This window comes from Gammaproteobacteria bacterium (genome assembly GCA_009845905.1).
In the GTDB taxonomy this organism is placed as follows: Bacteria; Pseudomonadota; Gammaproteobacteria; order Steroidobacterales; family Foliamicaceae; genus Foliamicus.
On the sequence record VXYS01000009.1, the window covers coordinates 345242 to 367233 of the forward strand.

At 65.2% G+C, this 21992-nt stretch carries 20 protein-coding genes; 8 read left to right on the forward strand and 12 right to left on the reverse strand.

What is annotated here, in order from left to right; genetic code table 11:
• Positions 1-2: 2 nt before the first annotated feature.
• A complete protein-coding gene (gene rpmH, locus F4036_09070; GenBank protein MYK37888.1) occupies positions 3-137 on the reverse strand; it encodes a 50S ribosomal protein L34 in 135 nt (44 codons plus the stop codon).
• A 166-nt stretch (positions 138-303) separates the two neighbouring features.
• On the opposite strand from rpmH, the gene dnaA reads away from it, so the two are divergent.
• The 4 genes from dnaA to gyrB all read left to right on the forward strand — a co-directional run bounded on the left by dnaA (position 304) and on the right by gyrB (position 6849).
• The gene (dnaA, locus tag F4036_09075) at positions 304-1659 is read left to right on the forward strand and encodes a chromosomal replication initiator protein DnaA (protein MYK37889.1); all 1356 of its coding nucleotides are present in this window, start codon (positions 304-306) and stop codon (positions 1657-1659) included.
• A gap of 237 nt (positions 1660-1896) precedes the next feature.
• Positions 1897-3027 carry a DNA polymerase III subunit beta gene (gene dnaN, locus F4036_09080; GenBank protein MYK37890.1) on the forward strand — a complete coding sequence of 377 codons (1131 nt, stop codon included), beginning with the start codon at positions 1897-1899 and terminating at the stop codon, positions 3025-3027.
• 40 nt (positions 3028-3067) lie between these two features.
• The gene (gene recF, locus F4036_09085) at positions 3068-4129 is read left to right on the forward strand and encodes a DNA replication and repair protein RecF (protein MYK37891.1); all 1062 of its coding nucleotides are present in this window, start codon (positions 3068-3070) and stop codon (positions 4127-4129) included.
• Positions 4130-4344: 215 nt separating this feature from the next.
• The gene (gyrB, locus tag F4036_09090) at positions 4345-6849 is read left to right on the forward strand and encodes a DNA topoisomerase (ATP-hydrolyzing) subunit B (protein ID MYK37892.1); all 2505 of its coding nucleotides are present in this window, start codon (positions 4345-4347) and stop codon (positions 6847-6849) included.
• A gap of 47 nt (positions 6850-6896) precedes the next feature.
• Here the strand turns inward: gyrB and F4036_09095 are convergent, their stop codons facing one another.
• Genes F4036_09095 through F4036_09130 form a run of 8 tightly spaced genes read right to left on the reverse strand, consistent with a single transcriptional unit; the run spans position 6897 to position 15224 of the window.
• Positions 6897-7622 carry a 1-acyl-sn-glycerol-3-phosphate acyltransferase gene (locus tag F4036_09095; GenBank protein MYK37893.1) on the reverse strand — a complete coding sequence of 242 codons (726 nt, stop codon included), beginning with the start codon at positions 7620-7622 and terminating at the stop codon, positions 6897-6899.
• Positions 7619-8167 (reverse strand): D-glycero-beta-D-manno-heptose 1,7-bisphosphate 7-phosphatase, encoded by a 549-nt coding sequence (gene gmhB / locus F4036_09100; protein ID MYK37894.1) that lies wholly within the window; start codon positions 8165-8167, stop codon positions 7619-7621. The genes F4036_09095 and gmhB overlap by 4 nt, the downstream gene beginning before the upstream one ends.
• A gap of 12 nt (positions 8168-8179) precedes the next feature.
• Complete coding sequence (locus tag F4036_09105) at positions 8180-10288, reverse strand: glycine--tRNA ligase subunit beta (protein MYK37895.1); 2109 nt, start codon at positions 10286-10288, stop codon at positions 8180-8182.
• A 6-nt stretch (positions 10289-10294) separates the two neighbouring features.
• Positions 10295-11197 (reverse strand): glycine--tRNA ligase subunit alpha, encoded by a 903-nt coding sequence (gene glyQ, locus F4036_09110; GenBank protein ID MYK37896.1) that lies wholly within the window; start codon positions 11195-11197, stop codon positions 10295-10297.
• Between the two features lie 4 nt (positions 11198-11201).
• Positions 11202-12398 (reverse strand): acetyl-CoA acetyltransferase, encoded by a 1197-nt coding sequence (locus F4036_09115; GenBank protein ID MYK37897.1) that lies wholly within the window; start codon positions 12396-12398, stop codon positions 11202-11204.
• Entirely contained in the window at positions 12395-13852 is a 1458-nt protein-coding gene (locus F4036_09120) for a hypothetical protein (protein MYK37898.1), read from the reverse strand. Before F4036_09120 ends, F4036_09115 begins: the two co-directional genes overlap by 4 nt.
• Before the next feature lie 42 nt (positions 13853-13894).
• Positions 13895-14749, reverse strand: coding sequence for a DUF1838 domain-containing protein (locus F4036_09125; protein ID MYK37899.1), 855 nt, complete (start codon positions 14747-14749; stop codon positions 13895-13897).
• A gap of 55 nt (positions 14750-14804) precedes the next feature.
• Positions 14805-15224 carry a nuclear transport factor 2 family protein gene (locus tag F4036_09130; GenBank protein MYK37900.1) on the reverse strand — a complete coding sequence of 140 codons (420 nt, stop codon included), beginning with the start codon at positions 15222-15224 and terminating at the stop codon, positions 14805-14807.
• A gap of 274 nt (positions 15225-15498) precedes the next feature.
• Here F4036_09130 and glnA point away from each other — a divergent pair, with 274 nt between their 5' ends.
• The gene (glnA, locus tag F4036_09135) at positions 15499-16908 is read left to right on the forward strand and encodes a type I glutamate--ammonia ligase (protein ID MYK37901.1); all 1410 of its coding nucleotides are present in this window, start codon (positions 15499-15501) and stop codon (positions 16906-16908) included.
• A gap of 40 nt (positions 16909-16948) precedes the next feature.
• Positions 16949-17539, forward strand: coding sequence for a DUF4124 domain-containing protein (locus tag F4036_09140; GenBank protein ID MYK37902.1), 591 nt, complete (start codon positions 16949-16951; stop codon positions 17537-17539).
• Between the two features lie 34 nt (positions 17540-17573).
• Here F4036_09140 and F4036_09145 read toward each other — a convergent pair whose 3' ends face one another.
• The 3 genes from F4036_09145 to F4036_09155 are packed head-to-tail and all read right to left on the reverse strand — an operon-like array spanning position 17574 to position 19985.
• Positions 17574-18536 carry a dihydroorotate dehydrogenase gene (locus F4036_09145; protein MYK37903.1) on the reverse strand — a complete coding sequence of 321 codons (963 nt, stop codon included), beginning with the start codon at positions 18534-18536 and terminating at the stop codon, positions 17574-17576.
• Positions 18533-19543 carry an NAD(P)-dependent glycerol-3-phosphate dehydrogenase gene (locus F4036_09150; GenBank protein MYK37904.1) on the reverse strand — a complete coding sequence of 337 codons (1011 nt, stop codon included), beginning with the start codon at positions 19541-19543 and terminating at the stop codon, positions 18533-18535. Before F4036_09150 ends, F4036_09145 begins: the two co-directional genes overlap by 4 nt.
• 13 nt (positions 19544-19556) lie before the next feature.
• Positions 19557-19985: a rhodanese-like domain-containing protein gene (locus F4036_09155; protein MYK37905.1), complete on the reverse strand. Its 429-nt coding sequence runs from the start codon at positions 19983-19985 to the stop codon at positions 19557-19559.
• A gap of 99 nt (positions 19986-20084) precedes the next feature.
• On the opposite strand from F4036_09155, the gene F4036_09160 reads away from it, so the two are divergent.
• The gene (locus tag F4036_09160) at positions 20085-21206 is read left to right on the forward strand and encodes a peptidoglycan DD-metalloendopeptidase family protein (protein MYK37906.1); all 1122 of its coding nucleotides are present in this window, start codon (positions 20085-20087) and stop codon (positions 21204-21206) included.
• A gap of 11 nt (positions 21207-21217) precedes the next feature.
• Positions 21218-21988 carry an ABC transporter permease gene (locus F4036_09165; GenBank protein ID MYK37907.1) on the forward strand — a complete coding sequence of 257 codons (771 nt, stop codon included), beginning with the start codon at positions 21218-21220 and terminating at the stop codon, positions 21986-21988.
• Positions 21989-21992 lie beyond the last annotated feature (4 nt).

The window sequence follows — 21992 nt, forward strand, 5'->3', positions numbered from 1 at the left end:
GACTAGTGCGACAGCCTGGCCCGTCCCTTGCTCCTCCGCCTTTTCAGAACCAGCCGGCCGGCCCTCGTCGACATGCGGGCGCGAAAGCCGTGAGTACGCTTGCGTTTGATGCGGCTGGGCTGGTACGTGCGCTTCATTGCTCTTCAATGAAATCGCGGCGGTCACCGCCGCCGCACAAGGGGCGCTCAGCATAGCCTCTGGCAGGCGCAAAGTCAATGAAAGCAAGGGGTTTGATTCCGGCGGCGAGTTGTGGAATAAAGTGCCTTACGAGGCTCATCCGGGACCCCTTCGACCACCAAGCCCATGCCTGGCGCAACGCGTGAGAAAACTGATTTCTGGCACGAGGTTTGTCGGGAACTCAGACCCCTCCTGGCGGAGGAAAAGTACAACACCTACATCCAGCCCCTCGAGGCGCAGTTCGACAACGGCAGGCTGAGGCTCATAGCCCCCAACCGCTTCGTTCGCGGCTGGATCGAATCCAACTGCATGGACCTCCTCGCCGAGGCCTGCGAGCGGCAGGGCGCCGAGGCCGATGTGGAGCTCCTCGACCGGCCGATCCCGCGGCGGGCCCCCGCATCGGCGCCACCCGAGGCAGCGGCGCCGCCGCTGCCGGGTTCCAGGTTGACGTCCCACTTCACTTTCGATGCGTTCGTTACCGGGCCGACCAACCAGGTCGCCTACGATGCCGCCCGCCACGTGGCCCGCCACCGGGCCTACAACCCGCTGCTCATCTATGGCGGCGTCGGGCTGGGCAAGACCCATCTCATGCACGCTATCGGTCACCAGCTGCTGGCGGACCGGCGCGGGCTGCGCGTCGCCTATGTGCATTCGGACACCTTCATCAACGACTACCTGAGCGCCTTGCGCAAGGTGCGCGCGTCCTACGGCAGATCGGGCTCCGACCAGCTTGTCGAGCAATTCAAGCGCTCCTACCGCAGCGTGGACACGCTTCTTCTTGACGACGTGCAGTTCCTGGCCGGCAAGGAGAGTTCGCAGGAGCAGTTCTATCACACCCTCAACGTGCTGCTGCAGGACGGCCGGCAGATCGTTCTTACCTGCGACAAGCTTCCGCGCGAAGTGACCGGCCTGGAAACCCGCGTTATTTCGCGGCTCGGTTCCGGCCTGATGGTCAACATCGAACCGCCGGACCTGGAAACCCGCGCCGCCATCGTGCTTGCCAAGGCCGAAGCGGCCAGCGTGGATTGCCCCGAGGACGTGGCGATGTACATCGCGCAGCACGTCTTCTCCAGCGTCCGCGAACTGGAGGGCGCCTACCGCACCGTTGAAGCCATGTCGCGTTTCCGCGGCATGCCGATCGATCTCCAGTTGGCCAGGCAGGCCCTCAGGAATCACGTGGCTTCAGTGGCGCGCCGCATTACTCCGGAGGAAATTCAGAAGCTGGTCGCCAACTACTTTCAGATCCGTCCCTCCGACTTGCGGTCCGCCAGTCGCAAGCGGGCGATCGTGCGACCGCGGCAGATCGCAATGGTGCTGGCGCGTGAGTACACCGACTTGAGCTTGCCCGACATCGGCGAGGCCTTCGGCGGGCGGGACCACACGACCGTGATCAATGCGGTCCGCCGGATTCAGGAATTGCGAGGTTCAGACCACAATTTAGACCAGCAATACAAGAGTCTGGCCAGTATCCTTGCACAGTAGCTTCCGCATGGGAGTCGCCTGGGGACAAGGCCGGTCCTGTTTGTGGATGATTTGTTGAGCTGTCGTTCACCCACATTCCGCCCACAGGCGCCGCTACCGCAAGCACACCGATGCATCCACACCAATATGGAAATTAAGCTATTGATTTATAACATCTTTCTGGATATTCACACATATCCACCCACGTCATTATCATCATCGTCTTTATATATATGAGATGGTGATAAAGGAGGACTCATGAAACTCAGCATTCCGCAAGAGGGCCTGCACAGTCTTTTGCAATCGGTCACGAGTGCGGCACAAAGCCAGGCGGACACCATGGCAATTCTTCGCAATGCGCTGCTGGATGCGGCTGACGGGTTTCTGACCGCCACCTGCACAAACCTGGAGCTGACGCTGGTGGCGCGAGCGCAGTTGATCGACATCGCCACGGAAGGCTCGGTAACCGTGCCGGCGAAGCTGTTGCAGGGAATAAGCGCGTCCCTTCGCGGCGGCAGCAATATCGAGCTTGAGCTTGACGGAAACCAGCTATCGGTGAAGTGCGGACGCTATTCGGGCACGCTGGAGACCTTGCCTCCCGAGGATTTTCCGCGGCTGGATCCGGGAAACGATGTCGACGGAATCACGATGAAGTCCGCCGTGCTCGCGAAGATGCTGTCTGAAACCCACTTCGCCATGGCGCAATCCGATCCACGGTATTACCTCAATGGCATGCTGATCGAAATCTCGGAAGACGGCTTGCGGCTGGTGGCAACCGACGGCCATCGCCTGTCGTGCTCGGAAACGGCTGAATGCAAGGGATCCGGTGATACCGACTCAAGCAAGGGAATCGTCCCGCGCAACAGCATCAACGCGTTGCGGCCGCTGCTGGCGTTCAGCGACGACGTGGAGCTGGCGATTGGAGACAACCAGGTTCGATTCAGCCTGGGCGACCGGCACATGACGTCAAAGCTCATCGAGGGCCGTTACCCGGAATACCGGCGGGTCATTCCCGAGCGGCAGGAGAAACCCGTCGTGGCCAACCGCGAAGCGCTGGAATCGGCTCTGAGCCGCGTGGCGCTGGTGGCGCGCGAGAGCCGCGGGGTGAGGGATCAGCGTATACCGCTGGTGTCAGTACTCGTCAAGGAGAACATTGTGGGCATCAGCACCGAGGGAGGGCAGGGCGCACAGGCGCAGGACGAGATCGAGGCCAACTACCACGGCCCCGAGATCAAGGTGGGCTTCAACGCCATTTACCTGACGGACGTGCTGAGATCCCTGCAATCCGATGAGGTTGAGATTCATGTGCGCGACGGAAACAGCAGCGTGCTCGTCTGTGCGCCCGACGGAGAGGCCGTGCAGCACATCGTCATGCCCATGCGCCTGTAGCAGCCGGTGGCGAAAGCCGCCCGCACGCAGCGGGTGAGGCGTGGCGCAGCTGACGGAGCTTCAGGCGCGCAACCTGCGAGCCCTGGAAGACATTGACCTGGCCCCCGACGGGCGGGCCAACCTCGTCACGGGACACAACGGCGCCGGCAAGACAACCCTGCTTGAGGCAATCTACCTTCTGTCGCGAGGGCGCTCTTTCAGGGGCAGCGACTTGCGGCAACTCGTTGCACACGGGAAGCCGGCAGCAGCAATAAGCGGCACCGTGGCAGTGGGCGAGGCTGAGCGGCGACTTGGCCTGACGATTTCAGGACGGAGCGCGCGGGCGCGGTTGGACGGTGCGGACGCCGCCCGACGTCCGGAAATTGCCCGTTTGCTGCCGGTGCTGAACCTGGACGCGAGGCTCATGGACCTTGTGGACCGCGGCCCCGAGCGGCGCCGGCTGCTGCTGAACTGGGTGACGTTTCACGTGGAACCCGGATTTAACGCCGCCTGGAGGCGGTTTCGGCGCGCGTTGAGACAGCGGAACGCCAGTCTCAGGCAAGGCGCCGGAGCAAACGCCATTGCGGCCTGGGACGGCGAGTTTTGCAGGGCGGCGCTGGAAATGGAGGCGGTGCGGAAGGCAGTGGCGGAGCGGCTGAGGCCGCGGTTTGCAAAGATCGCGGCCAGGCTCACCGGAACGCCGGCGGATTGGGACTACCATCCGGGCTGGCCAAGGGAAGATTCTCTGGAGGAAATCCTCAGGGCGGGCCTGGACGGTGACCGCAAGCAGGGAAACACCCGCTTCGGCCCACAGCGGGCCGACCTGGTTCTGCGGCTGGGGTCCAGGCGGGCCCGGTACATTGCGTCGCGCGGACAACAGAAGCTGTTGGCCTCGTCACTGATGCTGGCGGCGGCGGAAGTGCTTGAAACGGAGGGCGCCAACAGGCCGGTTCTGCTGGTTGACGAGCCGTTGGTCGAGCTGGATGCGGACCACGGGCAGGAATTGCTCAAAGCGTTTGTCGAACGGGGCGCACAACTGTTCATCGCTGCGGTCGAAACGACCCCATACCGGCGTTGGATGGAAGCGCGGGAAATTCGCCTGAAAGAGGGCGCGCTGGTATAATTTCACACGTGCCGAGTGTCGTCTCCCGCCCGCTTGTGCAGGGCGATTCCTACGCTGCCATCGGCCGCTTTGCGGTCCACGGCTTCAGGGTCGACACTTTTTCCGCGGAACGCGCCGATGCCAGGCTCTAAGCGCCGGCAGGAACACCGCAGCAGCCCTGTCAAGGAAGATTTTCTTAGCCGATGACCATGCAAGAGCCCGCCGAAGAACGCACCATGCCCACGGGGCAAGCCCAGGGGGATGCTTCCGAATCGTACGGCGCGGACCAGATCGAAGTCCTGGAGGACCGGGAGTCGGTGCGCAAGTTGCCCGGGATGTATATCGGGGACACGGACGACGGCACCGGCCTGCATCACCTGATTTACGAGGTTGTCGATAACTCCGTAGACGAAGCCCTGGCCGGTTACTGCAGCAGGATCACCGTTCGCCTGCTTGCGGATGGCGGAGCGGAGATCAGCGACGACGGCCGGGGAATTCCCGTGGACAAGCATGCCAAGACCGGCCGCTCCGCAGCGGAATTGATCATGACGACGCTTCACGCAGGCGGTAAATTCGATGAAAGCGTGTACAAGGTGTCGGGCGGCCTGCACGGAGTGGGCGTATCGGTCGTGAATTTTCTTTCCGCAAATCTGGAGCTCGTGGTCCACCGAGGTGGCCGGCAATACCGTCAGAGCTATTCGACCGGTATTCCGGACGGCGCGCTGGAGGACGTCGGTGAGAGCGATCGGAGCGGCACCGTCATCCGCTTCCGTCCGGATCCGCAGGTTTTCGCCAGCCTGGAATTTGACGCCGGCACCCTGACCGGGAGGTTGAGGGAACTTGCCTTTCTGAACAGCGGCATCACGATCGAGTTCGCGGACGAGCGCGAGGGCGGAGAGCAGCGGACTTTCCATGCGGAAGGAGGAATCCGCGAATTCGTGCAATGGCTGAATCAATCCCGCGAACCCTTGCATGCGCAGGTGTTTCACGTGAAACGTGCGCAGATCGTGGAAATCGCGCGCCGCGAGGAAGGCGACGGCAACGGCGAGAACAGGGAGACTTCCACGGAGATGGAGGTCGAGGCGGCGATGCAATGGAACGCGGGATACCAGGAGCACAGTTCGTTCTTCACCAATAACATTCCCCAGAACCATGGCGGGACGCACCAGGAGGGCTTTCGCACGGCCCTAACCCGAACGCTCAACACGTATCTCGAGCAGCATGGCGGAAAAAGGGCCAAGGACCTTACGCTTCGGGGCGAGGATGTGCGCGAAGGTTTGACCGCCGTCGTTTCGGTAAAGATGCGGGATCCCAAGTTTTCCTCCCAGACCAAGGAAAGGCTGGTGTCATCGGAAGCCAAGACCGCGGTCGAGCGGTCCGTGGCCGAAGCCTTGCGAGAGTTCCTGCTTGAGAATCCCAAGCAGGCCCGGTCGATTACGGAGAAGATTGTCGACGCGGCGACGGCGCGCGAGGCCGCCCGGAAGGCCCGCGACATTGCCCGAAAGAAGAGCGACGTGGGCGGCCTGCCCGGAAAATTGGCCGATTGCCAGGAGAAGGACGCGAGCAAGCGCGAGATCTTCCTGGTCGAGGGCGATTCTGCCGGGGGCTCCGCCAAGCAGGCGCGCGACCGGCGCACTCAGGCGGTGTTGCCGTTGCGGGGAAAGATCCTCAACGTGGAAAAGGCGCGCCAGGACAAGATGTTTTCCTCCGACGAGGTGGCCACGCTGATCGCGGCGCTGGGATGCGGGGTTGGCCGCGATGAGGAGAACTTCGACGCGGAGAAACTGCGCTATGAACGAGTCATCATCATGACCGACGCGGACGTGGACGGTTCGCACATACGCACGCTGCTGCTGACTTTCTTTTTCCGCTACATGCCCGCCTTGATCGAACGCGGACACGTCTATATCGCCCAGCCGCCGCTCTACAAGGTAACGCGCGGGCGGAAGGAGCAGTACCTGAAGGACGATGACGAATTGCGCGAATGGACGCTGGAAGCGGCATTGAAGGACGCAAGCCTGCTTGCGGCCGGTCGCAATGCGCCCGTGCACGCGGAGGAATTGCGGCAACTGGCGCAGCGGTGCCTGCAGGCGCGAAGCTCCCTGGAAGGGTTTCGCGGAAAGGCCGACGAGCGAGTCCTGGCCTGCCTTATCGAGTTGCCGCCGGTCGACCACGAGCGCCTGGACGACTCGCGCTACATGGCCGACTGGGGTACGCAGTTCGAGGCAGCCTTGGCGAAGCACGATGCGCAGGCAGCCTGGAAGGTCTCGGTACAGGCCAACGGACGGACACCGGCCGCATTCTCCGTGGTGAGGACCGAAAATGGCGTGGACGAAGAGAGCGCGCTTGAGTTTTCGCTGTTCGACACCGCCGAATACCAGTCCGTAAGAGGCCTGGCGGCCGAACTGAGCAAGCTGATGGCGGGCGGCGCCGCCGCGCGCCGCGCTTCTTCAAGTCGGGAGGTGGGACTGTTCGGGCAGGCGCTGGACTGGTTCATGGACCAGGGCCGCCGGGGCGTTACGCTGCAAAGATACAAGGGCCTGGGCGAAATGAACGCGGCGCAGTTGTGGGAGACCACGGTGAATCCGGAGACCCGCCGGCTGGTGCGGGTGGAAGTGGCCAGCGAATTCGAGACCAGCGCCACCAGTAAGCTGTTTGCAACGCTGATGGGCGAGAAAGTCGAACCCCGGCGTGCATTCATAGAAGACAACGCGCTGAACGTCGTCAATCTGGATATATAGCGACCTCTAATATCCGCTATATTCCTTTATATACTAGCTATAATCCCTTATCTGATCTTATCTGATCTTATCTGTCTTACTTCGGATTCGATCCAGCTCTTCGCTTCCTCGGTAATTTTTCGGGCCCCGGCGCCGGTGGTGGCCAAGGGGCGCCCGATAACGATGCGTATGGCGCCGGGTTGCTTGGTTGCGGTGCGCCGGGGCCAATGGTCGCCCGCGTTATGGGCTACCGGAACCACGGGACAACCGGCGGCCGAAGCGATCATGGCGCCGCCGGGCGCGTAATGACCCACCTCTCCCGGGGCCACCCGGGTTCCTTCGGGAAACACGATGACCCACAGGCCCTCGTCCCTGATTCGCCCCTGGCCCTGGCGCACGACCGAGCGAATGCCCTTCGCCCCCCTGGCCCGATCGACGCCGATGGCGCGCATGCTCGCCAGTCCCCAGCCGAAAATCGGCACGAACATAAGTTCCCGCTTCAGCATCCAGGTTTGCCGGGGGAACAGCAGCGTCTGGACGATCGTGTCGAAAGCCGACGAGTGTTTCATCAGCACGACGCACGGGCCGGTCGGCAGGTTTTCCCGTCCGCTTGCCTCCCAGGAAACGCCGCACAGGACCCGCAGCAACCACAGGTTCGCCAGGGCCCAGCAACGCACCGCGAAGAAGTAGCGTACGCGGTGGGGCAGCGGCCACAGAACGACCGCCCATAGGCTGCCGGCAACGGTGTTGGCGACCAGCAGTGCGGTGAAAAGCAGGCCGGAAAGCCGTTTCATTCCACGGACCGAAGGAGCCACCCGGTAAATTCCGCCAGGTCGTCGAATACCGGAACCGCGCCTCCGGGAGGCAGCCGCTGCTCGGTGGCCGCCCCGAAGCCGGTGCGCACCAACGCCGGCCGGGCGCCAGCCGCGGAGGCGGCTTCAAGGTCGCGCATCGAATCGCCCACCATGTACTCACCGGCAACGGGCAGTCCCACGTCGGACTCGATCCGTTCCAGCAGGCCCGGGAGCGGCTTGCGGCAGCGGCAGCGGTCGGCCGGCGTGTGCGGGCAATGGAATACTCCGGCCAGCCCGCCGCCGGCCTCGCAAACCGCGGCTTCCATCCGGGCGTGAATGGCTTCGAGTTCGCCGGCGGTCAGGTATCCTCGGCCGACGCCCGACTGGTTGGTGGCCACGGCCACGGCAAGTCCCGCACGACACAGGCTGGCGATCGCTTCAAGGCTGCCCGGCAGCGGACGCCATTGGTCGACCGTGCGTATGTAGTCCAGGCGCTCTTCGTTGATCACCCCGTCGCGGTCGAGGATTACCAGCCGGTGACGCATCGGGACACGGCGCTAGCTTCGGCCGGGAAGATGCGAGAAATCGGCGAGCTGCAGCAGTGTCTCGCGGATGCCGGCCAGCAGGGCAAGACGGTTGGCCCTCAATGCGTCATCCTCGCTCATCACCATGACCTTGTCGAAGAAGGCAGCCAGCGGTCCCCGCAAGGAGGCCAGCAGTTCCAGCGCCCCGGCGTAATCGAAGTCGTCCAGCCGCTGCCGGTACTGAGGCAGCAGCAGCAGGAACGAAGCACGCAGCGTCTGTTCTTCCGGTTCGCGCAGCAGCGAGGCGTCGACGCCTCCGGAGCCGGCGCCGGAGGCGGAGCGAAGGATATTCGCGATCCGCTTGTTGGCGGACGACAGGTCGGCGGCCGCCGGCCTCGCGAGAAACGCCTGCAGCGCCAGCAGGCGGCGGTGGAAATCCAGCGGCGAAGCCGGTGACCGGGCTCGAACTGCCGCAAACAGTTCGGCGCTTACTTCGACGGTATCGGCCTCGGGGTGCAATCCGTCGAGATACCAGGCCCGCAGACGCTCCATGACAAAGCCGTAGAGTTCATCGACCAGACCCTTGGGGGCCTCGCTCCCGGCCGGCTGTAAGGCCAGGGCCTCGCCGAGCCGCGCCGGCAGGTTCAGGTCGATCCCACCCTCGATGCAGATTCGAAGCGTCGCCAGGGCGGCGCGTCGCAGACCGAAAGGATCGCTTGCCCCCTTCGGGCGTCGGCCGATAGCGAAAAGCCCGGCCAGCATGTCCAGCCGGTCGGCCAGCGCCAGCGCCCTCCCGCCCGGGCTGACCGGAATGGCGTCACGGGCATGGCGCGGCGCGTAGTGTTCGCCGATGGCGCTGAATATGTCCTCGTCTTCGCCGTCGTGACGGGCGTAGTGCTCGCCCATGACACCCTGCAGGCCGGGAAACTCGCCCACCATCCCGGTCAGAAGGTCCGCCTTGCACAACAGCGCCCCCCGCTGGGCAGTGGCGACTTCCGCGCCGGTATCGGCGGCCAGCTCCGCCGCCAGCTTCACCAGCCTCCCGGTCCGGTCGCCCAGCGAACCCAGGCCCTGCTGGTAGCGGACCCTGTCCAGGCCTTCGATCCGCCCGGCCAGCGGTTCGGAGCAGTCTCGTTCGAAAAAGAAATCGGCGTCCTTCAGGCGCGCCCGGACCACGCGCTCCGCGCCCGCGCTGACCGCCGCAGGATCGCGGCTCTCCAGATTACTGATGAGCACGAAGCCCGCTGCCAATGCGCCGGAATCGTCGCGCACGGGAAAGAAGCGCAAGTGCTCCTGCAGGGAAGCCACGATCACTTCGTCGGGGAGATTCAGGAAGCGCTCCTCGAAACGGCCGGTCAGGGCCACCGGCCATTCCACCAGGCCGGCGATTTCGTCCAGCAGTTCCGCGCTGCTCACCAGCGCCCCGCCGAGCCGGGCGGCTTCTTCCTCGGCCAGACGCACTATCGCGTCCCGGCGTTGGGCGAAGCCTGCGATCACCTTGCCCTGGTCGCGCAGCACGGCGGCGTAGTCAGTCGCCGACGGCAGGCTCAGCCGCTTCCGCCCCATGAAGCGATGGCCGCTGCTGCGCCGGCCGCTGCGCCGGCCGAGCAGCTGGCCCGGAACGACCCGCTTGCCGTGCAGCATGACGACCCAGTGCACCGGCCGAACGAACTCTTCGTCTCCGGACCCCCAGCGCATGGCCCTGCCCACCGGCAGCCGTTTCAGGGCGCGCGCGGCGATTCCGGGCAGCAGCGACGCGGCCGGCTCGCCGGCCCGGCGCCCGCGATACAAGAGCCACTCGCCCTTGTCGGTGCGCAGTGTCTCGAGGTCCTCCGGGCGGCAGCCGCAGGATTCGGCAAAGCCCTTTGCGGCCCGGCTCCAGTCACCGCCGGGGTCGCGCGCCCCGGTCAGCGGCGGTCCGCGCTTCTCCACGGCCCGTGCCGGTTGGCGCGCCGCAAGCTCCCGCGCCACGACCGCCAGCCTGCGCGGCGTGGCGAACGAATCCACTCTATCGAACTCGAGACCGGACTCCTCCAGGCCCTTTCGAATTTCACTGCGCAAGGCCCTGTCCAGCCCGCGCAGGGCCTTGGGCGGCAGTTCCTCTACGCCAATCTCCAGCAGAAAGTCGGACCGCGCGGTCACGGCCGCCTACTCCCCGGACCCAATCAAGGGGAAGCCCAAGGTTTCCCGAGAGGCGACGTAGCCTTGCGCGACCGCACCGGCCATATCCCGGACCCTGAGGATGTAGCGTTGCCGCTCGCTCGTGGATATGGCGCGTCGCGCATCGAGAAGATTGAAGGTGTGTGAAGCCTCCAGCACCTGTTCGTAGGCGGCGAGCGGAAGCCGTTCGGCGGTCAGCCGCGCGCACTCGCGCTCGCAGCTCTCGAAGCGCCCGAAGAGCAGGTCGATATCGGCCAGTTCGAAATTGAACTTCGACATCTCCACCTCGTTCTGGTGATAGACGTCCCGGTACAGCACTTTCCGCCCACGGGCCGACCACAAGAGGTCGAAGACGCTGTCCACGCCCTGCAGATACATGGCCAGGCGCTCCAGTCCATAGGTGATCTCGCCGGTTACCGGCCGGCAGTCCAGTCCGCCGGCCTGCTGGAAATAGGTGAACTGCGTGACCTCCATGCCGTTCAGCCAGACTTCCCAGCCCAGCCCCCAGGCGCCCAGCGTCGGCGATTCCCAGTTGTCCTCCACGAAGCGCACGTCCTCGGTATTCAGGTCGATGCCCAGGTGGCTCAAGGATTCGAGGTACCAATCCTGAAACTTCTCGGGAGACGGCTTCATGACAACCTGGTACTGGTAGTAATGCTGCAGCCGGAAGGGGTTGTCCCCGTATCGGCCGTCGGTCGGCCGCCGGCTGGGCTGCACGTAGGCGCTGTTCCAGGGCTCCGGGCCGAGCGCTCGCAGGAAAGTGGCCGGGTGGAATGTGCCGGCGCCCACCGGTTGGTCGAGCGGCTGCATGATGACGCAGCCGCGCCTGGCCCAGTACGCCTCCAGTTTCTGGATCAGCGTCTGGAAATCTGCCGGCCGCTTCGGCGGCACGACGCTAATCGCTTCGTCCGAAGACCGCCACGCTCACCACGCAGCGGGCCGGCTCGCCACCCAGGTTGTGGGTCAGGCCCAGGGTGGGCGACGGCAGTTGCCGGTCGCCGGCGCGGCCCAGAAGTTGCAGATACACCTCGTAGGCCATGCGCAGTCCCGATGCGCCGATCGGGTGCCCGAAGCACTTCAGCCCCCCGTCGATCTGGCACGGAGTGGCGCCATCGCGATCGAAGGCGCCGTCGAGGACGGTCCGCCAACCCTGGCCCTCTTCGGCGAAGCCCAGATCTTCCATCGTGACCAGTTCGGTAATCGAAAAACAGTCGTGGACCTCCATGAGGTCGATCTCGTCAGGGGCGCTGCGCACGCCGGCTTCCTCCAGCGCCCGCTGTCCGGCCAGGCGGCCGCAGTGGATGTAGCTTCCGTTCCATCCTCCATGGCCCGCCTCCGAGCCATTGCTCACCGCAAGCTGCAGGGCCTTGACCGTGACGATCTCGGTCCTGCCCAGTTCGCGGGCGATTTCGGGACGCGTGACGATCGCGCAGGCGGCGCCGTCGCTGACGCCGCAGCAATCGAACAGTCCCAGCGGCTCCGCCACCATGGGGGCGCCGATGATGGTGTCGAGATCGACCGCCCGGCGCAGGTGCGCCTTGGGATTGATGGCGCCGTTCCGGTGACTCTTCCAGGACACGTGCGCCATCGCGCGCTTCAGGTCCTCGCCCTTCACCCGGTGTTCGGCCCGGTAGGCCGAGGCCAGTTGGGCGAAGGAGCCGGGCGAGCTGGTGTTGGGGCGCCATTGCTCGGTAAAGGTGCCAGGCGTGCCGACCGGCAGGCCGCCGTAGCCGGTGTCCTTGAGTTTTTCCACACCCAGGGCCAGGGCGATGTCGCAGGCTCCCGCGGCAACCGCGTAGACCGCGCCCCGCAGCGCCTCGGTGCCCGTGGCGCACATGTTTTCCACCCGGGTGACCGGAATGTTCTTCAGTCTCAGGGCGTTGGCCAGCGGCAGGGCCGACTTGCCCACGCTGGCGTCGTCGAAATAGCAACCGAACCAGGCGGCGTCAAGGTCACCTGCCTCCACGCCGGCGTCCGCCGAGGCCTCCCGGAACGCTTCCAGCATCAGGTCCTCGGCGTCGCAATCCCAGCGCTCGCCGAATCGCGAGCAGCCCATGCCCACGATCGCCACCTTGTCGCATATGCCCGTCATGAAGCGCTCTCCTCAGTCGGCGCCGGCGCGCCCTTCCAGAAATACCGCCGGTAGCCTCTGTGCGAGTCTATCGCGTGAATCCGGAACACGAACCTCAGGCGCAAGCCTACCTGCATCTGCTTCAGCGGGCACTCGGTGAACTCCATCAGCACCCGCGCGCCGCTTTCCGTCGACGCCAGACCGTACTGCAGCGGCGGATGCGGGGTATAGGCCAGCCAGTCCTGCGTAAAAGAGGTGACGGTGCCCGGTTCGTCGGCAAGCAGCACCACTTCCTGCTCACCCTCGGCATTGCAGTCCGGGTTAACGCAGCGCTCGCTGCGCGGGAACTGGACCGTATTGCAGACGGGGCAGCGGCCCCCCGCAAACCCGGTCAGCTCGGCACGGTGCCGGTCGAAGACGCTGAGCTGGGTCTTGGCGTCCGCTTCGGCCCGCATGCCGAAATCCATCGGCAGCAGGCCGCTGAAATTCAGGTACTTGGTGTAGGCGCTCTCCGGCCGTGGCGGCGACAGCGCCAGACGGTGGGCGTTGCGCTGCTGCCACTGGGGCAGGTTTCCGGTGGTCTTCAGCAGCAGGGCGATTCCGCCCTGGGCAAAACCGATTACCAGCACCAGGTCGCCCGGCCGCGATTCCGCCAGCGCATCCACCATGAGCAGAAGCGGGTGCGGGGCGCCGGTGTCGCCGACATCGCCGAGCCGGCCATCCTGCACCGCTTCAGGCGGCAGGCCCAGCGCCTTCGCCATCGCGGCGGTCATTCGCGGCGGCGCAGCCGGCAGGACCAGGCGGGCCAGGTCTCCAGGCGATGTTCCGGCTTTCTTCAGAACGCCCTGAACCAGCCCGGGAACAATCTCGCGCAAGCCCCGGTCGCGGATCCAGCGCTCTTCCCAGCGGTAATCGAAGTCTTCCCCGCTGCCGCGGAACTGGTCCACGAAGTCCTGCGTCAGCCGGTACTCGGCCACGACGTCGGCGATGACGCCTTCGCGGCCCAGCAGCAGCGCCGCCGAACCGTGCCCGTATTGCAGTTCCTGGACGCTGGCGGGCTTTGCCCGGCGCGCGTCCGCGGCAACCACGATAGCCTGCCCGTCACCCCGCAGCGCTTCGCACAAGGCCTGCATCCCGGCGTTGCGGGAGTTTCCGAGGTCCACCGCGGCCAGTTGTCCGGACAGGTTCAGCGCTTCTCCGATAACGGTTGCGCTTTGCCTGTCCGCGAAGGGGGGCGTCGTTGAGGCGAAGTACAAGCGCCTGACGTCGTCCGGCGAGCGGCCGGCCAGGCAACGGCGTGCCGCCTCGACGCCCATGGTGAGGCTGTCCTCGTCCCAGTTGCAAATGCTGCGCGACCCTCTCGCCAGTCCCCTGAGCGCCGGGTTGGCCCAGGAATTGGCGGCGAAGATGGCGCCCCGGTCGAGCCGCATGGACGGCACATAGGCGGCCGCATCGACGATGCCCAGCCTGTTCACGACGGTCAGCCGCTCCCGGACGAGGTCTATCGCGCCCAGCCGCTAGCCGAAGGAAGCGGGGTTGGCCGTCAATTGTCCCGGGAACAGCCGGTCGGCGCGCTCGCGATAGGCTTCGGACACCTCGTCCACCGAATTCAGCTTGCAGCCGGACGAATGCCATATGAGGTGGCCGGGCTGGTCCTGCATGCCCATCCAGCGGAGCCAGGGCGAAAAGTAGGTCGAGGAAAAACTGCTGCGCAGGCTCTCGATGCCGGGATCGGCGAAGTCCTCCCTGCGGCAGAACATGGTCATCGCCTCCAGCCATGGTTGCGGCGCATGCGTCATTCCCCGGCTCGCCATGAGCCATACGTGCGGGCCGGATGCCTTCCAGTCCCAGTTCCAGCGCCGAAGTTCGCCGGAGGGATCGATATGCTCAGCGAAGATCATTCCCTCCTTCGTGTAGCGGGCGCCGTCGGGACCGCCCAGGATGTTGGGGCTGACTTCAATTGTCTGGCCGGTATACGGGTTCGTGAACTCGTCGAGCATTTCGTCGGTGGCGGGGTCCTTGAAGAAAGTCAGGGTGCGGCTGCTGATCGAATACTCGCCGTTGCCGAGCGGACGGGGCCAGTAGATTTCCGTGCCCTCCAGGTTCAGGATGTGGTTGGGGCGTTCCTCGCCCACCTGGGCGTAAATCCGTCCCATGTACCACCAGGGCGAGTCCTGCTCCCCGAGGCTCGCCTGAACGCGCAACCAAGCCTTCAGCCAGCCCTCCCTGTCGTCGGCCGCGGGGAAAAATCCGCCCCCGTCGTCAGCGCCCGCCTCGATGCTCAGCGCGCTGGCCAGGCCAAGCCCTCCCAGCCCTCCGATCATTGCGCGCCGGGACAGGGCGCAGGGCGCAGTTGAATTGTCGTGATTCATCCGGATTCTCCGCCGGCCTCCAGTACGGGCCGCGCGGCGCCAATGATATAGCCGCCTACTCGGTGATCGGGGGGACGCCGGAGGGCGCCATTCCCTCGTGGTGATGCACGATGCGCCAGCCGTTCGGCGTGCGCACAAGCACGTCGGTTATGCGAACCCGTCCTGAAGTCGCGTTGGGCGGCTCGTATGTGAATTCCAGCCAGTAGCGCGCGACGGCGACGTCGTCGTATACGTCCAGCTTCAGGGGATCGATGACGATGCTCAGGCCGCCTCGCGCCATCGACTGCGTCTTGTCGCGCTCATGAAAGGCTTCGCGCTCTTCCTTGCCCTCGATCAACTCGGGCTCGAACAGGTCCCAGAGCGTGCAATCGTCGTGCAGCAAGTCTTCCATGCCCTGTACGTCGCGCCCGGCAAAGGAGTCGAATACCCCCTGGATCAGGTTCCAGATCTCATGCTGTCCCGCTCGCCTGTTCATCTGAGCTCTCCGGTCCGCAAAGCAAGTCTAACCTCCACCGCCCGGTGCCGCAGCACGCAAGTTCTTCGCCGAAACACTAGACCTGGCGGGGTCAAACCCGCTACAATAGCGGGCCGTGCCGCGGGAGGGAGCCCCCGGCGCTGGTTTCGGTCTGTCCCCAGGTTTCTTCAGGCGCATTCTGGCGCGCCAATCAGGTGTGGGTGTGGGCGACCGGCGCGGGGCAAACTGCCGCTCCCCTGGAGAAACTTATCCGGCGTTTGGGGGCCGAATCGCAATGAAACCATCCGATGTTCTTAAATTGATAGAAGAAAAGGGCGTGAGGTTTATCGACCTCCGCTTTACCGACACACGCGGCAAGGAGCAGCACGTCAGCGTGCCCGCGAGCGTCGTCAATGAGGAGTTCTTTGTTTCAGGGAAGATGTTCGACGGGTCTTCCATCGCCGGGTGGCGGGGAATCGACGAGTCCGACATGGTCCTGATACCCGAGGCGGCAACGGCCGTCGTCGACGTATTCGCCGAGGACACCACGCTGCTGCTGCGCTGCGACGTATACGAACCGGTCACCATGCAGGCCTACGCGCGCTGTCCGCGGCTGACCGCGAAGCGGGCGATCGAATACCTACGCTCCACCGGCATAGGCGACGATGCCAATTTCGGGCCGGAGAACGAGTTCTTCATCTTCGACGACGTGCGCTACGGCAGTTCGCTGGAAAGCGCCTCGTATTACGTGGACTCGATCGAGGGAAGCTGGAATTCCACGCGCGAATTCGAGGAAGGCAATTACGGCCACCGGCCGGGCGTGAAAGGCGGTTATTTCCCGGTGCCCCCGGTGGATTCGCTGCAGGACATCCGCTCCACCATCTGCCTGGCGCTCGAGGACCTGGGCCTGCCCGTGGAAGTGCATCACCACGAAGTGGCCACGGCCGGCCAGGGCGAGATCGGGGTGCGTTTCAACAGCCTCGTGACCAAGGCCGACCAGGTGCAGATTCTGAAGTACGCAGTCATGAACACGGCCCATCAGTTCGGCAAGACGGCCACTTTCATGCCCAAGCCGCTGGTCGGCGACAACGGGAACGGCATGCACGTTCACCAGTCGGTCGTCAAGGACGGCAACAACGTCTTTACGGGCGACGGCTACGGCGGGCTGTCCGAGGCCGGCATGTATTACATCGGCGGGATCCTCAAGCATGCGCGCGCGCTGAACGCTTTCACCAACCCGGCCACCAACAGCTACAAGCGGCTGGTGAAGGGCTTCGAAGCACCGACGCTGCTGGCCTACTCGGCACGCAACCGCTCGGCCGCGGTGCGTATCCCATTTGTGGCCGATTCCCGGGCGCGCCGGGTTGAAGTGCGGTTCCCGGACAGCATGGCCAACCCGTACCTCGCGTTCGCGGCCATGCTGATGGCGGGCATCGACGGCATTCAGAACAAGATTCATCCGGGCGACCCGGTGGACAAGGACTTGTACGACCTGCCCCCCGAGGAAGAGGCGGGGCTGCCGACCGTGGCGTTTTCGCTGGAGGAGGCGCTCGACGCACTGCGCGCCGACAACGATTTCCTCAAGGCCGGCGACGTCTTTACGGACGACCTGCTGGAAGGCTATATGGAACTCAAGGACGAGGAGTGCACCCGCTTGCGGGCCACCACCCATCCGGTCGAGTTCGAGATGTACTACAGCCTGTAGTTCCTGTCGGAACGCTACACGACGGAGTCCAGGGAGGACCATGAAGACAGGGTTGGCAGGCCTGCTGTTGATGGCGGGCCTGCCGCCCGCATTGCAGGCGCAGGAAATCTGGTGCCATGTCGATGAGCGCGGTTCCGTGCGTTATGCGGACCGGCCCTTTGCGGGGGCTGTTCCGGCGGAATTGCCCGAGGCGTCCCGCTGGGCCGGGCGAGAAGCAGATGCGTCCGGCAATGAGCAGCGTGGGCCGAAGGCGGTCGGATCGCGAGCAGGTGCAGGACCCGAACTTGCGATCGTGCAGCCTGCTCCTGAAGAGACGGTCCGGGGACCCGACGGCGCGCTCGACGTCATGATCGCAGCAGGCCGGGAGTTCGAGCCCCGCAGCCGCCTGGTGCTGGAACTGAACGGCGTCGAGACCGCATGGCGCGGCGAGCCGCCGAAAGTGACGCTAAGCGAGGTCTGGCGGGGCGAACATCGCTTGCGCGCCCGTCTGCTTGACGCACGGGGCAGGGAACTTGCCTCCAGCGAGGAAATCCGCTTCTACAAGCGGGAAGCATCGGTGATCAAGCCGGGGGAGCAGGCCCGCGGAGACAGACAGCTGTTTCCGCCCGAAAGCCGGAACGCGAAGTTCTAGAACAGAACGCGCAGGACGGTCGTTCGCATGTCGATCAGCCGGACAGCGGACTGTCCTCGACATCCGGTTGCAGCTTGAGCGCTCCGGTGAGTTCACTCACGTTGCCGATCCCGTGCTCGTCGAGGTATTCGGCGATGCCCGCGTTGATCTTCCTGCACACCAGAGGATCGTAGAACAGAGCGGTCCCCACGCCGACCGTGGTGGCGCCGGCCAGCAGAAACTCGATTGCGTCGGCGGCATTCATGACGCCGCCCTGGCCGATGATCGGTGCGTCGTACTTTCGCGCCACCTGATACGTCTGGTAGACCTTCAGCAGCGCCAGCGGCTTGATGGCCGGTCCCGACAGGCCACCCTGCACGTTTCCGATCACCGGGCGGCGGCTTTGCGCGTCGATCGCCATGCCCATCAACGTATTGATCACGGCCAGGCCGTCGGCGCCCGCTTCCAGGCAGCGTCGCGCATTTTCGGCGATATCGGTCTGGTTGGGCGAGAGCTTTGCGATCAGTGGCTTGGAGGTCGCGGCCCGGCACGCCTCCACCACCCTCGCGGACATGTCCGGATCGTTGCCGAAAGCCACGCCGCCTTCGCGCACGTTGGGACAGGAGATATTGATCTCCATGCCCTGCATCGGCGTATCGTCAAACCGCCGCGTCACTTCGGCGTACTCTTCGACCGTGCTGCCGCAGATGTTCGCGAACCAGCAGGTTTCGTCGTAGTCGAGTCCGGGCGCAATGTCGCGAACGACCGCGTCCACACCCGGATTCTGAAGACCGATGGCGTTGAGCATCCCGCCGGGGGTTTCCCAGAGGCGGTGGCCCCTGTTCCCCAGGCGCGGCTCCAGCGTCGTTCCCTTGCACACGATGGCTCCCGCGTCGGCGTTGGAGAAACCTTCGACGCGGGTGTACTCGTCGCCGAAGCCCACGCAGCCGGACAACAGCACGATCGGCGAGTTGAGCCGCAGGCCGCAAAAGTCGACGGAGAGCGCGGATTTGCTCATGCTCCCGCCACCGGCACTTCGTCCTCGGATTTCAGCGGCCGGCTCAAGAGCGCCTTGAGCACCGTTCCAGGGTCCCGTCCCCGGTGCAGCACCTGGTAGACCTGTTCCGAAATCGGCAGGTCAAGCTTGAGGCGGCGCGACAGACGATGCACGGCATCGGCGGCATAAAGCCCTTCGGCGACCTGTCCGAGTTCCTCCAGCGCCTGCTCGACCGGTGTGCCGCGGGCTACCTTCAGCCCCAGTCGCCGGTTGCGGGACTGATCGTCGGAGCAGGTAAGCGCCAGGTCGCCGAGGCCCGCCAGGCCCATGAAACTGCCGGCGCGCCCCCCCAGCGCCACGCCCAGGCGCACGATCTCCGCCAGGCCGCGGCAAAGCAGCGCGGCCCGGGCATTGGCGCCGTAACCCAGGCCGTCCGACAGGCCGGCCCCGATCGCAATCACGTTCTTTGTGGCGCCGCCCACCTCGACGCCGGTCAGGTCGCCGGAAACATAGGCCCGCACCGCGCCCGAGTTGAGCTTTCGGGCCAGCCAGCGGGCCAGTTCGGCGCTCCCGGAAGCCACCGTAATCGCGGCAGGACGACCGGCGGCGACTTCGGTGGCGAACGTGGGGCCTGAGACCGCCGCCAGCGGGAAATCGGGGCCAAGCTCGTCGGCCGCCACCTGGTGCGTGAGCAGCCCGCTTTCGACCTCCAGGCCCTTGGAGGCGCAGCACAGCCGCGTGCCGCGAGCGAGCAGTGGCTTGAGGCGGCGGAAAGTCGCCCGCAAGGCCGAGCTGGGCGTCACCAGCAAGACGCACTCGGCGCCCCGGACGGCGGTTTCCAGTTCCTCCACGGGCTGCACGCAGCGCGGGAGGGAAACGCCGGGAAGGTATCGCTTGTTTTCCCGGTGCGACAGGAGATTCGCGATGTGCCCGCGGTCAATGTCCCAGAGCTTCCCGGGGCAGCCTGCCTTGCCCAGGTGAACCGCCAGCGCCGTGCCCCATGCGCCGGCGCCGATTATCGCGAACATGGAATTCGGCGGACTATTTCCGCCGGCCCCGCCCAACGATCACCGGCAGGTTGTCCCGCTGCCAGGCGGCCAGCCCGCCCTTCAGGCAGAACACCTGTTCGGAACCCTTCTTGCGCAGATCCTGGGCCAGCCGACCGCTGGCCGAGCCGTTGTCGCACACCAGCAGCACCGTCTTGCCGGACTTGAACTTCGGCGCCGCCGGCACGTCCACGGCGCGAATATTGCGGGCATTGGGAATATGGCCCTGGCCGAAGGCTTGCGGCTCCCGCAAATCGAATATGGCCGCGCCCTTGTTGATGGCCTGTACCGCAACGTCGGGGGTGAGTGCGCTCACGCCCAGGGCCCGCAGGCGCACTTCGTTGAACAGCGCGGCCAGCAGAGTGCCCACCACGCCCAGGCTGAGCCAGGGGTGGGCGGTTGCGAATTCGATCAGGCGTCCCATTTCGGCGGAGAAATTATAACGAGACCGATATAATTTCCGCGCCTCCCCTCCCCATTCCGCAGCAAACGCCTCATCGCCAAGCCGAGTCCCTACGCCGCAATGAGAGGCGCCATCGCAGGCCTTCTCGCCGTTCCGCTCCTGGCCGCCGCACAGGATGCCGGCGGGGACCGGGAACTGGCCGAACTGCTCGGGCGCATTGAGGTGATCGAGCAGGAGCTCGACCGGGACATGCGGGCGAAAGGTCAGGCGGAAGCCGAACTCAGGGATGCGGAAACCGAAATCATGCGCTTGCGGGAAGAGTCCGCTGAAGTGGAGCGGCAACTCGCGGCCAGCCGACAGAAACAGTCCCGGCTGGAAGCCGACCTGACCCGCAACGTAGACGATCGCCGCCAGGCCCGGCAGGCCTTGACAGCCTCAATGCGCCTTGCCTGGCGCTCCGGCAGGCAGGAAGAGTTGAAGGCGCTGCTGAGCGGCGAGAGCGCCGGAGAAGTGGACCGCCGGCTGGCCTGGGCCGGCATGCTGGTCCGGTCCTGGGCGCGGCGGGCCGGAGATTCGGCCCGATTGGCGGGAGAGAGACGTTCATTGACCGAGGAATCGGGCAGCGTGGAACAGGAGCTGGCGGGCTTGCAAGCGCGACGTGCCGGACAGATTCGCAGGCTGGAACAGGCCGCGGCCCGGCGCAGGGCCACTGTTGCGGAGCTCGCTAGGCGTATAGGCGCGGCCGGGGACGAGATCGGGAGGCTCAGGAGCCGGGCGGCCACGCTGGCTTCCCTGGTCGAGAATCTGGGAGAAGCGATAGAGGCGCACCCGCCGGCTGCGCTGCCCTCGATCATCGCGGCGCGCGGTCAACTGTCCTGGCCGGTGGACGGCTCCGTCGTGCGGCGTTTCGGGGCCGGGCTGGGCGCGGGCCGCGCCAGCTGGGACGGCATCCTTCTCGAGGCTTCGGAGGGCGCCGAGGTGCGGGCACCGCATGCCGGTCGCGTGGTGTTCGCGGACTGGGTGCGCGGACTGGGATTTCTGCTGGTGCTGGATCACGGAGAGAACGTCCTGAGCCTGTATGCATACAATGACCGGCTCGTGGGCAGGAAGGGCGAAACGGTGGACAAGGGACAGGTAATCGCCCATGCCGGAAGCTCCGGGGGGCGTCCGCAACCCGGCCTGTATTTCGAGATACGCCGTAACGGCAAACCCGAGGACCCGATCCGGTGGCTGAGCAGGTAAGCGCGGGAGGAATGACCGGCTGGGAACAGGCCGTCGGCCTGTACACCATTCTCCGCAAGGAAGCGCGCCGCATCCTGCGGATCTGGGTGCAGACGATCGTCCCGCCCGCCATCACGATGTCGCTGTACTTCATCATCTTCGGGCAACTGCGTGAGCGCATCGGTTCCATGTCCGGCTTCGACTACACCCAGTTCATCGCGCCCGGGCTGATCCTGATGTCGGTGATAACCAATTCCTACGGCAACGTCGTGTCCTCGTTTTTCAGCGCCAAGTTTCAGCGCCACCTTGAGGAAATGCTGGTCTCGCCCCTGCCCAACTACGTGATCATCCTGGGGCACGCCGCCGGCGGCGTGATGCGGGGCCTGATCGTGGGCCTGATCGTAACGACCGTCGCCATGGGTTTTACCGATCTCGAGATCCGTTCTCCCGTGATCGTCGTGTTCACCCTTTTCTGCACTGCAATCACGTTTTCGCTGGGCGGCATGATCAACGCCATCTTCGCGCGCAAGTTCGACGATGTGTCTCTGATTCCCGCTTTCGTCCTCACACCGCTGACCTACCTGGGCGGCGTGTTCTACTCGGTGGACCTCCTCCCGGGGATATGGCGCACGCTCAGCCTCTTCAACCCCATCCTGTACATGATCAACGCCTTCCGCTACGGCATGATCGGCACGACGGATGTCGATCTGAACACCGCCTTCATCATGATGGGCGTGTTCGTGTTCGTGCTGTTCGGGGTGTGCGCCGTGCTGATCCGCAAGGGCGTGGGCATCCGCGACTAGACTG